12 protein-coding genes and 2 pseudogenes are annotated in these 13109 nt (G+C 72.1%); 5 read left to right on the top strand and 9 right to left on the bottom strand.

Annotated elements, in window-relative coordinates:
• Positions 1-81 precede the first annotated feature (81 nt).
• The 3 genes from ACE1OC_RS40585 to ACE1OC_RS40575 all read right to left on the bottom strand — a co-directional run bounded on the left by ACE1OC_RS40585 (position 82) and on the right by ACE1OC_RS40575 (position 1929).
• Positions 82-345, bottom strand: a complete 264-nt coding sequence (locus ACE1OC_RS40585; protein ID WP_407841288.1) for a hypothetical protein — start codon at positions 343-345, stop codon at positions 82-84.
• A 65-nt stretch (positions 346-410) separates the two neighbouring features.
• A complete protein-coding gene (locus ACE1OC_RS40580; protein ID WP_407841287.1) occupies positions 411-695 on the bottom strand; it encodes a hypothetical protein in 285 nt (94 codons plus the stop codon).
• A 337-nt stretch (positions 696-1032) separates the two neighbouring features.
• The gene (locus ACE1OC_RS40575) at positions 1033-1929 is read right to left on the bottom strand and encodes a hypothetical protein (RefSeq protein WP_407841286.1); all 897 of its coding nucleotides are present in this window, start codon (positions 1927-1929) and stop codon (positions 1033-1035) included.
• Positions 1930-2325: 396 nt separating this feature from the next.
• On the opposite strand from ACE1OC_RS40575, the gene ACE1OC_RS40570 reads away from it, so the two are divergent.
• The gene (locus ACE1OC_RS40570) at positions 2326-2649 is read left to right on the top strand and encodes a Kelch repeat-containing protein (RefSeq protein ID WP_407841285.1); all 324 of its coding nucleotides are present in this window, start codon (positions 2326-2328) and stop codon (positions 2647-2649) included.
• Between the two features lie 161 nt (positions 2650-2810).
• On the opposite strand, the gene ACE1OC_RS40565 is transcribed toward ACE1OC_RS40570, so the two are convergent.
• The 5 genes from ACE1OC_RS40565 to ACE1OC_RS40545 all read right to left on the bottom strand — a co-directional run bounded on the left by ACE1OC_RS40565 (position 2811) and on the right by ACE1OC_RS40545 (position 8356).
• A complete protein-coding gene (locus ACE1OC_RS40565; RefSeq protein WP_407841284.1) occupies positions 2811-3221 on the bottom strand; it encodes a hypothetical protein in 411 nt (136 codons plus the stop codon).
• Positions 3222-3250: 29 nt separating this feature from the next.
• On the bottom strand, positions 3251-3838 hold the full coding sequence (locus ACE1OC_RS40560) for a TetR/AcrR family transcriptional regulator (RefSeq protein WP_407841283.1): 588 nt from the start codon (positions 3836-3838) through the stop codon (positions 3251-3253).
• Between the two features lie 263 nt (positions 3839-4101).
• Positions 4102-4371 (bottom strand): hypothetical protein, encoded by a 270-nt coding sequence (locus tag ACE1OC_RS40555; RefSeq protein ID WP_407841282.1) that lies wholly within the window; start codon positions 4369-4371, stop codon positions 4102-4104.
• On the bottom strand, positions 4371-4607 hold the full coding sequence (locus tag ACE1OC_RS40550; protein ID WP_407841281.1) for a hypothetical protein: 237 nt from the start codon (positions 4605-4607) through the stop codon (positions 4371-4373). The genes ACE1OC_RS40555 and ACE1OC_RS40550 overlap by 1 nt, the downstream gene beginning before the upstream one ends.
• A gap of 242 nt (positions 4608-4849) precedes the next feature.
• On the bottom strand, positions 4850-8356 hold the full coding sequence (locus ACE1OC_RS40545) for an NB-ARC domain-containing protein (protein WP_407841280.1): 3507 nt from the start codon (positions 8354-8356) through the stop codon (positions 4850-4852).
• Between the two features lie 128 nt (positions 8357-8484).
• Here ACE1OC_RS40545 and ACE1OC_RS40540 point away from each other — a divergent pair.
• The 4 genes and pseudogenes from ACE1OC_RS40540 to ACE1OC_RS40525 all read left to right on the top strand — a co-directional run.
• Positions 8485-8839: pseudogene (locus ACE1OC_RS40540) on the top strand (IS5/IS1182 family transposase); the annotation flags it as partial.
• Between the two features lie 170 nt (positions 8840-9009).
• Complete coding sequence (locus ACE1OC_RS40535) at positions 9010-9810, top strand: maleylpyruvate isomerase family mycothiol-dependent enzyme (RefSeq protein ID WP_407841279.1); 801 nt, start codon at positions 9010-9012, stop codon at positions 9808-9810.
• A gap of 1049 nt (positions 9811-10859) precedes the next feature.
• Positions 10860-11873, top strand: coding sequence for an SPFH domain-containing protein (locus tag ACE1OC_RS40530; RefSeq protein WP_407841841.1), 1014 nt, complete (start codon positions 10860-10862; stop codon positions 11871-11873).
• Positions 11870-12769 (top strand): hypothetical protein, encoded by a 900-nt coding sequence (locus ACE1OC_RS40525; RefSeq protein WP_407841278.1) that lies wholly within the window; start codon positions 11870-11872, stop codon positions 12767-12769. The genes ACE1OC_RS40530 and ACE1OC_RS40525 overlap by 4 nt, the downstream gene beginning before the upstream one ends.
• 92 nt (positions 12770-12861) lie before the next feature.
• On the opposite strand, the pseudogene ACE1OC_RS40520 reads toward ACE1OC_RS40525, so the two are convergent.
• Positions 12862-13089: pseudogene (locus ACE1OC_RS40520) on the bottom strand (transposase); the annotation flags it as partial.
• Positions 13090-13109: the final 20 nt, after the last annotated feature.

Below are 13109 nucleotides of genomic sequence, written 5' to 3'. Positions count from 1 at the left end.
GCCATACCGGCCCTGGAACCCAGCAGCCCCCTTGCAGGACCGCGAAGAACGTACAGAGGGGTCGCGGAAGCGGGCGGGTCCTCACGAAAGGGTGTCGGGTACTTCCGCGGCGCCTCCGGCCTCCACGGCCTCGACGACGTGCTGGTGGAACACCGCAAGTCCGCCCGGTGGCAGCGGGGCGGGGCTGCCGGTGAGGGTGTACCACTCCTCGGCGCCCGTGTACTGGATCCGCACCGAGGCCGTGCCGTCAGCGGCGGGCTCGGTCGTCAGAGTGACATCGCCGGTGATGACGCCGACCTCGTCCGTCATCACGCCGCCCGGTCCCGCCTTCACGTGGTCGGTCAACGGGACCGCCCCTTCCGGGATAGCTCTGCGATCGGGATCCGGGGCACTGCCGGACTGGTGGGCGGTCATGAGCACGTCTCCAGCATCTCGGTCAGGTTCGCCTTCTCCACCTCGGTGACGGTGGGCTGATAGGTGGCCTTCACGTTCGTCCACGCCGTGGCGTATGTGTACCAGTACGCCTTCGCCGGGGAACGCCACTCGTCGGTGCCCTGGTCAACCTTGGACCGGCTCGTCGCCGCCGACACCGCCAAAAGTTCGGGGAGGGTCAGGTCGTTCGCGAACTCCTTGCGCCGCTCCGCCGTCCACGCGCCGGCGCCCGAGCGACGCCAGGCGTTGGCGAGGGGCACCATGTGATTGATGTCGACCTCCCGGCGTCGGTGACGGTGACGGTGACCCCGCCGTAGACCGAGACCCAAGTCCCGGAGACCGCCTTGCACTCGGCGTCGCGCTTCGACTCCTTCCTCCAGCGCCGTCACCACACGGACACCCACGCGCATCTGACGATGCATAAACACCCCAAACCACCTTGAAAGCTACCTCCGTGACCTTACCCACCGCGCCTACCCGGCCAAGACCGCCCCGGCACACGCCGAAGGAAGTCCCCTACGCCCGCCGCCTTGACGCCGCCGGCGTGCCGCGGGCGGGGCGCGGGGCCTCCGCCGCGCTCAGCCTTCGACTCGCCTCGGCTCAGGGGTTCGTGAGCTTCTCGACCTTCCGGGCCGCAGCCTTCACCCGCGCGCGCACCTTCGCAGCCGCGTGTCCGGCCTCTCGCTGGCGGGCGAGGGCATCCGCCCTCGCCGCACGTGCCGCCTCCAGCCGCTGCGTCGCGGCCTGTACGCCTTCCTCAGCCGCTACGACCGCCGCGCGTGCACGCTCCACCAGCTCGAGCGCAGCCGCCTTGCCTGCCTCCAGGCGCACCTCCTCCGCCCGGGCCTCGGTCAGTTCGGCCTCGGCCGCCGCCACGCTCGCTCGGCGAGCCAGCGCAGCCGCCGCATCCACATCCGGTGCCGGTGCCGGTGCCGGTGCTGGACGGGGGTGGTGGCCCTTCGTCGATCCGGCGGGTGGCGGCTGGATCGATCGAGGCGGTGCGGCGCCCGGCTGTGGTTCAAGACCAGCGAACCCCGACGCCAGGTCGGGGGTCGTCGCGAGGCGGCCCGCCTCCCACTGCGCGGCGACGTCAGCGTCGGCGAGGACCGTGTGGAGGATCTGCTCGACCTCCCGCTGCACCGGCTCACTCACCGCCTGCCCCGCCTCGACGGCCAGGGCGCGCGCCGTGCGCGCGAGCTCGCCGATCACCACATGCTGATCATGCGACAGCTTCCGCAGTAGCCCGGCGTCCAGCGTCCGGTGCGCCGTACGGAGCGCCTCGCCGAGCTGGACCAAGCCCTGCGCCTCCTCGGGCCGGTGGCGGGCCAGGAGGCCTGCCGTCCACGCCGCGACCGTCGGCTTGCGCAATGCGGCGATCGCCTTATCGAGGTCCTTGTCGCCGGCCTTGCGGGCCTTCGCCACCTGCACGTCCCGGGCCGCGGTGAACTCCGACGGTCTGAGCCCGTACAACTCTGCTGCCACCGACTCCACGTCCATAGCCGAAGTCTCCCGCCCATCCAGCAGGCTCTCCGGCACCCAGCGCGGCACCGCGCGTCGGCCGGCAGCTCCATCCGGCAGCACCTCCCCGAGGGGACCAGCCGGAGCAAGGGAGGTCATCCTGCACGGTCGAAGCGGGAGGCCGTCTGGCCCACTCCTTGCCTGGTGCGTGGCAGTCCGGGCAGACATCGCCCGTACACGTCCGACAAGGAGGCCGGCGTAGCCACGACCACGAGCGAATCAAGCGCCCCTGACCACGCACAGCCGCAGGAGCCCGCGCAGCCGACTGCGATGGGCGGCCGTGACGCCTTGGGTAACGCCACGACCCCCAGCACGGTCTCGGGCCGGGCGGAGTCGTACAACCGGCTCACCCATGCCTGGTCGACTGTCCGTCCGATGCCCACACCCCGGTGGGGCTTTGGGACGGCGAGTGCTCCCTGCCCGCCGGGCCAGACCGGCACCTGCGTCTACACGGTCGACGGCCGTGGCGGCGCCGGCTTCAATGTCCTGGGCACCGTGGAGTCGTACAACGCCGCTTCCAACGCCTGGACGACGCTGCCCACGCTTCCGACGGCGCGGTCGCACCTGGCGGCCGCGGTCATGCAGTGTCCGCCCGGGCAGGGCGCCATGTGCGTGTACGCCACAGGCGGCAGCTCACCCACCGGCCTCCACAGCGCGGTGGACGCACTCGACCCGCCCCTGGACTCGGCGGGCCGGTAGTTCCCGATCACCCCGAGCCGGGAATGCAGGGCCGGTCAGGCCGCCTTGCCGAAGGCGGCGGTCAGGTCCTGGTCGCACAGCGGGGTGCAGTCGGCGTCGAGCTTCGGCTCGTGAGGATGACCGCCGGTCGGACTGGGGGTTTCCACTTCACTGCGGCCAGGTCAGCGGGAGAGCGGTATCAGCACGAGCAGCGGCACGAACAGGGTCCACTGGGGCAGGGTGAACACCGCGCCACCGAAGGCTGCCAGATCGACGGCGAAGAAGACGCAGGTGAAGACTGCGGCGATGAACCAGACCAAGGCCAGGACCGGCAGTGCGGCCGTCCGCTCAGCGCGTGCGGCCCAGGCCAGGGCGACCGCGAGGGCCGCGAGCAACAGAGAGCACACGTGCCACAGCACACGGAAGAGCTGGACGACGGGGGCATCGAGGTCGGCGCCGAGCAGTGGATCGACGAACTCCGGGGTGCCGAACAAGTGGAGCCCGGTGATTCCCGCGGCGAGAGCGGCGGCCGTCCACAGCGGCCAGCGGCGGCCGGTCGGGGACGCTGGGGCGGCGATGGCGACGTCAGACACGGAAACCTCCGGTGCGGGGTGGCGGGCGTTCATCGGATCTGGATGCCGCGCGAGATCATCGCGGCCAGTTGGCCGGCCAGCTGCGGCGTCGGGGATTCCCCGACCAGCGCGATATGGAAGAAGACCGCTCCGGCCAACGTGTCCAGGACCAGGTTGACCGGAGTGTCGGCCGCGATCTCGCCGCGCTGGGCGGCCCGGTCGAAGATGACCACCAGTCGGTCCTTCGACGGAGCCAGGAAGTGCGTACGGATACGTGCCTTCAGCGCCGGATCCGCGGCGAAGTCGGCGAGCAGCCCCGGCAGCGCAGCAGTGCCGGCCGGCGTGCGGAACTCATCGACCAGGGATTCGAGCAGTACGGCCAGGTCCCCGGTGAGCGTGCCGGTGTCCGGTATCGGGGCGTCGTCGGTGGTCGTGAAGACGGCCTCGAAGACCAGCTCTGCCTTACCCGACCACCGCCGGTAGACAGTGTCCTTGCCGACCCCGGCGCGTGCGGCCACGGCCCCGATCGAGGTCGCGGCGTAGCCGACCTCGACGACCAGAGCGGCGGTTGCGCTGATGATCGCCTCGTGCGACCGGGGATCCCTGGGACGCCCCCTGGGGGGCGGAGAGGAACTCATGGCAATACTTTACGGGTCGACCCGTTTGATAAACAAGGCCGATGACAGGCCTGTGGGCCGGCCCGCGGCAGCCCCGCTGTTCAGGCTGCGCCGTCCACGATGAGCGACCGGGGTCCTGATACCGCTGACGGCCGGGGCGCAGCCCGCAGGTCGACCACGAAGGTTTCAGGGCGTGTGGAGAGGCCTCGGTCACCGGCAGGTGGCCGAGGCCTTCCCTGGACTCGGTCCCGGCCCCTGGTTGCAGATGGCCTACTTCGCGCGATTCAGACCTCGATGTACGCCACGACCACCACGGTGCGCAGCGCCGTGACGAAGTACAGGACGCGGACGGCTTCGATCTCGTCGGCGTACTGGCGCAGCTGGGGGCCCGTGGTGTCGCCGGGGATCGGGTCACCGACGTCGGGGTCGACGGAGATGACGACCAGGGCGCGGTCCAGGGCGTGGATCTCTGCCTCGCTGGTGAGGTTCTCCAGCTGCTTGGCTGCGGCGTCGGAGAAGGCGATGCGGGCGCGGCGGCGTCCGTGTCCCGGCATCAGGCGACGGCCGGGCGGTGGGCGGCGAGCCGGACGAGGTGGGCCTCGCGCAGCTCCTCCCAGGGCGTGCACAGCTCCGGGTCGGGCAGGCCGTTGGTGGCGACGTCCTCCAGGACGGCGGCGAACTGGTCGGCCTGGGCGCGGGTCCTGGCCGCGTACGCGCGTACCGCGTCGGCGGCCGCGGGCTCCAGTAGCTGCCGGGCAACAGGATCGGCGGGGGCCGGCTGTTCGCTCATCGAGGACTCCATGGGCCGAACGGGCGTGTCCGACCACGGTATCGCCAGGCGCGTCGGCCTGGGACCACTCCTGGCAAAGCCGGGGCACGTGGAGAAGCGTGGCTACGGTCCGCGCTGAACGCACGCACGGCCCAGGCGCTTGGCAGCGCCGTCAGTTAAGGGTGCTGGTGCCGCGGGCGGAGGTGACGCCGCCCGTGTTCTCGATGGCCTCGACCGGCTCGGTGGCCCGTGTGGGTGTCGCCTCAGGGCCGGAACTCGTGGGAGTGCAGGCCGCGTTCGCCGACGGCGACGAGCCCGCGGCCGTCGGGCAGCCAGGCGCAGGAAGTCAGCGGTGTCTCGGCGCGGATGCTGGCGACGGTCCGGCCGGTGGCGGCGTCCCAGACGCGGAGCAGGGAGCCGGCGGTGGCGATCCACTTGCCGTCGGGTGAGACCGCGAGGCCGTTGACGGGGCCGTCGGGGTCGGCGACGGTCGTCAGGAGAATGCCGGTCAGCGGGTCCCACTGACTCACGTCTCCACTCAAGGACGAGGTGAGGAGGCGGGTGCCGTCGGGTGTGACGGCGAGGCCGGTGAGTTTCTCGACGCGGTGGATCTGGACCTGGCGGCCGGCGACGGCGCGACCCCCTGCGAGGCGGATCACCTGCACCAGGGACTCGGGACCGGTCCGGCCGGACCGCGGCCGGTGGCGCAGCACGGCCAGCCAGGTCCCGTCGGGTGCGACGGCGACGGTGTGCGCCCGGCCGTCGCCATCCCACGGACCCGGCACGGTGGCGGTTCGCAGCTGCGAGAGACGGTTCCACAGCTGGAGCGATCCCGCGGAGTCGGCGACGGCGATCCACCTGCCGTCGGGGGCGACGGCGAGGGCCTGCGCGGTGGTGGATGGGCCCAGTGGGAGGACCAAGGGGTCCACTGCCGCCGACTGGTCGATGGTCTTGATCTCGACACCGTGGAGGTGGCCCGCCGCGTACCAACTGCCGTGCGGCGCGAAGGCGACCGGCCCTCGGTACTCCCCGTGACGTGACGACAGGGGGCTGCTCCAGGTGTCACCGTACGAGTCGCAGAGCCTGATGCTTTCGTCGCGGTGGGTGACGGCCAGCCGCTCGGCGTCGCCGACGACGGTGACCGTCCGCATTCCCTCGCCGGCGCCCGAGCGGATCCGCTCGGGCCCACTGCTGTCCCAGACCCGTACCGTCCCGTCCTCGCCGGTGCTGATCACCCGGGCGCCGTCCGGTGTGACCGCGACGGCGTGGACCGGGCCGGCATGGGCGGCGTAGCGGGCGCGGCACTCCCGTGTACGCCGGTCCCAGACCGCGACGGTACCGTCCTCGCCGCCGCTGGCCAGCCACGTGCCGTCCGGGGAGACCGCCACCGCGGTGGCGGGGCCTCTGTGCGCGGAGATCTGCGAGGTGTGGTGGGGCGGCCTCTCGTCCCAGATCTGCAGCACGCCGTTCGCCTCGGCGGAGACGATCCAGTTGCCGTCCCGCGTGATGGCTATGGCGTTCACCGGAGCTCCGGCGGTGGGACCGCGGTCCTGCACCTGGGCGAGGTCCGCGGACATCAGCCGGACTCGCCGGCGGCCGCCGACGGCCAGCCACACACCGTCGGCGGAGAACGCCACGCAGGTGTGTTCGTCACCCTGCTGGACGTTCTGGGCGAGGTGGTTCCCGCTCCAAGCCCAGATCTCCAGAGTGCCGTCCGTGGCGACGGTCGCGATCCGGCTCCCCGAAGCCGCCAGGGCCCGCACCGACGCCCCGCGGCCCCCGACCGGCCCGAGGGTTCGCGTCGGCGGGGTAGCCCGGTCGCAGGTCCAGGTGTGGAAGGAACGGCCCGGCCCGCCGGTCACCAGATCGGTGCCGTTCGGGGCGACCGCGAGGACCCGAAAGCGTCCGGGGCCCCGTACGTCCACGGTGAACTCGCCGCCGATCTCCGGGTCGAGCCCTCGGGCCATCCCGTCGGCTCCGACAGTGATGAGCGACGTGCCGTCGGACCGGAGCCCGACGGACCACACGGGTCCGGTATGGCCGAGGAAGGTGCGGAGCAGCGCCGGTTCGGGGAGGTCCGGCGGGGTAGTGCGGTTGCGCAGGAGCGGCCGGGCCGCGATCTCGGGGGCGGCCTGCCGTCCCGCGATGCGGTCACGCCACAGAGGCAGCGACTCCAGGCGGCTGTGCAGGACGTTCGTCAGGAGCTCGGGCGGGTCGGTCGGGGTGAGGAGGTGGGCGGCTCGGGTGAGGTCGTCGGCCAGCCGCGCCGCGTGCCGTGTGGGGACGTCGAACAGGTCGGCCCAGGCCGCCATGGGGCCGCGTTGGTGAAGTCGGGTCTCGATCCAGCGCAGGTCGCTCGCGACGCGCTCCGCGTCATCCGTCCGCCCGGCGGCGAGCAGGTGCTCGATCGCGTGGTCGAGGACGTATCCCTCGGACGACTCCCAGGGACGGGGACCGAAGGCATGGGTAAGCGTGCCGTGCAGCGCGGTCGCGGCCGGTTCGCCCAACTCCTTGTGCAGATAGTCGCGGAGCACGTCGTGGATCGCGACGCGGCCGCCGTGGTCAGGGGTGAGCGAGATCAGGGACAGCCGGTCGAACGCGGCGCAGAGCGTACGGCTCTCGTCCTCCGTCAGACCGCTCGTCGCCGTCCACAGGCGGGCGATCAATGGGACGGGGATCGACTCGTCCTCCGCGAAGACGGACAGCTCCGCGAGGCGTCGCTCACCGCCGGGCGGCAGCAGGGTCCGGGCCGCCTCCACTGTGGCCCGGACGGCCTGGGCGCGGCGGGCCGGATCGTCCAGGTCGAGCGTGGCCGGGTCCGAGTCGACCACGGCGGGGCCGTGGTCGACGAGCCCTCGCAGGGTCTCCCCCGCCGCGTGCTCCGGATCGGCGCCGGTGGCGATGCGCAGGCTGATCAGCCGGTTGGTGAGGCGCAGGAGCAGGGCCCAGCGTCCGGTCGCCTCCAGGAGGTCGCGGACGAGGGGTTCGGGGAGCGCGGGCAGGTCCCAGGTGAGGACCGCCCGGGCCTGGGCGGGTGACATCTGGTCGACGCGGACGCGTTCGGCGCCGCGCGGCAGGGCGCCGGGGACACGGGTGGTGACGAGGCGGACGCAGCGGGCGCCGCCGCGCAGGAAGGGGTCGAGCTGTTCGGCATCCCAGACGTCGTCGAGGAGAAGCAGCGTGCGGGGGCGGCGGTCGAGGAGTCGGCCGAGGTGGTCACCCGCCAGGCCCGGGTCGTCGAAGGCCGTCGTGTCGCCGGTGACGAAGCGGGTGGCCTCGGCCACCTTGGCGGCGATCGCCGCCCGGCCGCGGACGTCACGGCCGATCGTGATGACGTAGATCCGGCCGCGGAAGTGCCGCCGTACGCGCGGACTCGCGGCCACCGCCCGGGCGAGGACCGTCTTGCCGAAGCCGCCGGCGCCTTCGAGGGCGGTCGTAATGGCGACGGTACGGCTGCCGCGCCGGGTACGGCACACCGCCTTGACGGTGCGGGCCCGTTCGGTGCGGTCGATCACCCAGTCCGGAACGGTCAGCGCGGACGGGGCGGGCGGATCGTCGGCGGGCCGCTCCTGCCTCCGGGCCAGGACGACGGCCACGAGGATCCCGGCGACGGCGAGTCCGGCGACCCACCACCACGGCTGCTGCCGGATGCGGTCGAGCGCGCCGGGCCAACGGTCCGCGGACGTGGCGGCGTTGGCCGCGAGCGAGGCCAGTACGGCCACGGCCGCCGCGGTTCCGGCGAGCGACGCGCCCTTGACGGCACCGCGCACGAGCCACCTCCCTGTCCTGACTGCACTGACGATAGCCAGGGGGCGGGGCGGGCGTCAGCCGGAGGCGGCAAGTACCGGCCGGGATGCCCGTACCAGGGCCTGGTCGTAGCGGTGCAGGATCAGCCGGCCAGGCTCTGGCGCCACTCGTGCGCGGCATCCCGCCCATCCGGAACCGGCGCGGGCCGCAGCGCCGAAGGCCAGCGAAACTGGACGCCGGCAAGGGCTACGACTACAACCACCCGTGCCGATGGCTTCGCTCGCGGCATCCGGCATCGGATCGCCCGCAAGGGCATCGAGTCCTCGCAGCGACTTGGACGCCACCGCTGGGTCGTCGAACGGGCCGCGTCCTGGCTGGCCGGCTGCCGACGCCTACACCGCCGCTACGAACGCCGTGCTGACCACTTCCTCACCTCAGTCCACGATGCGCTCGGTCGGAGGACGATCTGCCTCCGTGTCCAGGTAGCGGGTCGTACAGGTCGGTGAAGGTGCGGACAGCCGTCCTGTCGTTCGCCGGCCGCTCTCCTTCCCACACTGCCAAGTCGTAGCTCATGCGCGGAGGCTCTCACGCTGCTACGACAAGACCACCGTGGCCAACCGGCGGCGACCGTGAAAATCGCTGTCCGATCATCGGAGCACGGTGATAGATATCCGACGTGGAAAAGAATCTTGAGTTCCCTGACCTGTTGCGACTGATCGATGAACGGTCCACCGCCTTCCGCGCCGTGGTCGCCGCCGCGCCCGGTCTCGACGCGCAGGTGCCGACCTGCCCCGGGTGGACGCTGTTCGATCTGGTGAAGCACCTGGGTGGGGGAGACCGTTTCTGGGCCGCCATAGTGGGTGCGGGGTCTGCCGACGCTCCCCCGGCCGAGGCCGTCGCCGCGCGCGCCGCGCTGCAAGTGCCGCAGGAGCGTGAGGCCCTGCTGGCCTGGCTGGACGCGTCGACGCAGCTTCTGCTGGGCGCCCTGCGCGCGGCGGGACCGGAGAGCGGTTGCTGGACGTGGTGGCCCGCGTCGCAGTCACCGCAGACCGCCGGCGGCGCCGCCCGGCACCGGGTCCAGGAGACGGCGGTGCACACCTACGACGCCCAGGTCGCCGGGGGCTCCCCGCAGACGCTGCCGGTCGAGCTGGCACTCGACGGTGTGGAGGAGTTCCTGTTCACCGTCTGCGCAACGCCGAGTGCCTGGCCGCACAAGCCCACGGCCTTCGACTTCCACGCCGCCGAGGGCCGCTCCTGGCGCCTGACCGTCGACGGCGACGGCGCACGCATCACCCGCATCCCCGCGCCCACCGCCGCGACGGGCGAAGACGCGGACGCAGCCGGCGCCTCTGTCCACGGCACGGCCAGTGAGCTGGTCCTCTACCTGTACGACCGGATCCAGGCCGACTCCTTGCACGTTGACGGAGACGCAGGGCTGCTCGACCTGCTCCGCGCCTGGGAGCCGGAGGAGAAGTAGGACGTAGCGGGGGCGGTTGGCCGCACCTCTAGCCGGTACGCCACGGCTCTTCGCCAGGTTCGTCAGTCGCGGCACCGGGCTCAAACCCGCGAGGCGGCCTCGGGGCGTCACCAAGCCGACCGTCCAGCTGGATGGCAGGGCGAATTCGTCCGTCCCAGCGATCACGAGAGGCGACGCGACTACCGTCGCGTCGTCCCGATCTCGTCGAGAAGTCAGCCGAATTGGTGACTGCGGCGGCTGCCGCGCACGAGAGCAGGGCCTCTTGGCAGCTCGAAGGCTGTCGACTCCAACGTGCCTTCCAGGAGGCCCTGTTGTCGCATTTCTACGGCAACGCGGGAGTGGGGTCCACTTCAGCCACTCTCGCGTGCGACTGTCGGGCTCACAGGTTCGGGAACGCCAGAGACCACGGGGCGCGCGAGCGTCGGTATCCCACCGACACGTCGGACGCCGAGTGGGCGGTGGTCCGGCCACTGCTGCCGGTGCCGGGCTGACTGCGGGGGCGGGGCGGGAACCGGGCACGGCGCGGCGCCGTGTCGACCACGACGTGCCGCTTGCGCCCGTCTTCGGCACCGCCAGCACATCGCCTCCGCGCCGGCGATGGAACGCGAATGTCCGGACTCCGGCCGCCTCTCGGAGCGAGTCGACAGCCGATACCCGCGCAGACTGACGGACCTTCTGTCGCACCGTCGGCGGTCGGGCGGCGCGTCGGACGGAGCCCTGTCGGCGCCCTGTCGTGTCCCTTGCTGAAATCCGATCGCCTACGAGGCCATCCATCGCTGGCGTGCCTGGCGGGCTACGGCCGGGGGGTTCTGCATCCCGGTCGCCGTTGGCCGCCGATCAGCGGACGGCGGCGGGCTCGCTCTGCGGGCAGAGCCGGCGCGGACGCAGGGACCATGAGGCCGTTCGGGGGCAGCCCGTCCGGCAGGCCGAGGGTTCGTTCGAGCGGCTTCCGTTGCTGCCGGGGTATCGTCTTTGCGCCCCTTTTCGTCCCCTTGACGATATGGATGCATCTCGTTATCGTCGCACTGACGAAATTAAGGGGGTTCGCCATGGCCGACATCACCCGGCGCTTCGGCTGGCGTCATCTGCGCTCCGCGCCCACCACCCACATCCGCCACCACAAGCGCGGCCGACTCGTCCACGACGGGCTGGGGCTCAGTTTCTGGTACCGGTCACTCTCAGCGGCGCTGTCCGAAGTCCCGGTCGACGACCGGGAGCTGGCCATGGCGTTCCACGCCCGTACGTCCGACTTTCAAGACGTCGCCGTGCAGGCCACCGTCACCTACCGGATCAGCGACCCGGCCGAAGCCGCGGCCCGACTCGACTTCTCCGTCGACCCGGACACCGGGAGCTGGCGCGGAGCGCCCTTGGAGCAGATCGCCACTCTCCTCACCGAAACCGCGCAGCAGCACACGCTGGACGTACTCGCCCGGACTCCGCTGGCCGTCGCTCTGGTGGACGGCGTCGCCTCCGTGCGGGCGAGCGTCACCGCCGGTCTCGCCGCCGAGCCCAGACTCCCGGCCACCGGCATCGATGTGGTGGCCGTGCGGGTCGTGGCGATCCGCCCCGAGGCCGAGGTGGAGCGCGCCCTGCGCACCCCGGCCCGCGAGCAGATCCAGCAGGAGGCGGACCGGGCCACCTACGAACGGCGGGCAGTCGCCGTCGAGCGTGAGCGGGCCATCGCCGAGAACGAGCTGGCCAGTCAGATCGAACTGGCCAGGCGCGAGGAGCAGCTGATCGACCAGCGCGGCACCAACGCCCGTCGCGAGGCTGAGGAAAAGGCGGCGGCGGACGGCATCCGGACCGAGACCGAGGCCTCCCGCAAGGTCTGCCTGGCCCGCGCGGACGCCGAGGCGGCGCGGGAGACGGGCGCGGCGCGCGCCGAGGTTCAGGCAGCCTGGCTGCGCGTGCACGACGAAGCCGGCCCGGGCACGCTGCACGCCCTGGCGGCGACCCGGCTGGCGGAGAACCTGCCGCGGATCGAGAGCATCACTCTCTCTCCTGACGTCCTCACCGGGCTCCTCGCCAGGCTCGGACGCCCGGAAGGCGGCGCGGACTCGTGAGCCTGGCCCCAAGGGCGGTGCTCGTGCACCGCAGGACCGAGTACGAGGAACTGCTCGCCCGGCACGGGACGCACGGGCAGGCCGCGTTCTTCCTTTCCAGCCGGGGCCGGTCGATCGACGAGGTGGTCCGCCGCCACGAGCGCACGCGGCAGGCGCTGCGGGAGGTGGCGGCGGCGGTGCCGCTCACCTGGCGCAGTTCCCGGGTGGAGCGGGCGGACCTGGACCGCTTCCTGTTCGCCCCGGAGGACGTGGTGGTCGTGGTCGGCCAGGACGGCCTGGTCGCCAATACCGCGAAGTATCTGCGCGGACAGCCGGTCGTGGGCATCGACACCGACCCGGGGCGAAACCCGGGAGTCCTCGTCCGTCACCGCTGCGCCGACACGGCTGCGCTGCTGCGTGCGGCAATCGCTGCCGGAGGCCGGGCAGAGGAGCTGACCATGGTCGAGGCCGTCGCCGACGACACCCAGCGTCTTCTCGCGCTGAACGAGATCTACCTGGGCTCGCACGGTCACCAAACGACCCGCTACCGCCTGGGTTCCGACGGCGACAGCGGCCCTGGTGAGGCCCAGGCATCCTCCGGCGTGCTGGTGGGCACGGGCACGGGCGCCACCGGCTGGCTGCGTTCCCTGTGGCTGGAGCGCGGCAGCTCCGCCGAGCTGCCCGCACCCTGCGAGCGGCGGCTCCTGTGGTTCGTGCGGGAGGCCTGGCCTTCTCCCGCGACCGGTACGACGAGGGTCGCCGGGGAGCTGGGGCGGGGTCAGGGATTGCAGCTGACCGTGGAGTCGGACCGAATCATGGTATTCGGCGACGGGATGGAGAGCGATGCGCTGGAGCTGACCTGGGGCCAGAGCGTACGGCTGGGCATCGCTGAAACATCGCTGCACTTGGTGACGTGAGCGCCCTGGCCTACGACCGGCTGCGGCCACCGCAGACCCCACCGCCCGTACCGTACGCCGGGAGGTTGGAGGTGCTGGAGCGAGGATGACGCGGTGGAGCGGCGGGCGACCGTCTGCCGGCTCGGGCCGAACACCGGCGGGAGCTGCCGCCACGTGCAGCCCGTGGTCGCCACGAAGATGATCGCGGCCAGGGCCTCTCGGTCACCGGCATGCCGTCGGCCCCCACTCTGCGGACGTAGCACCTCTGTCGGCAGCAGCACCTGCCGGAACAACACCCACAACTCGTCCGGCACCAGCCGCTCAACCAGTCCGTCATGCACCGTGCAACGAACGATCACGT

It is taken from the genome of Streptomyces stoeckheimensis (genome assembly GCF_045822005.1).
Classification (GTDB): Bacteria; Actinomycetota; Actinomycetes; order Streptomycetales; family Streptomycetaceae; genus Streptomyces; species Streptomyces stoeckheimensis.
The sequence above is the reverse complement of the archived record's forward strand: the minus strand, read 5'-3'. Positions and strand labels throughout refer to the sequence as shown.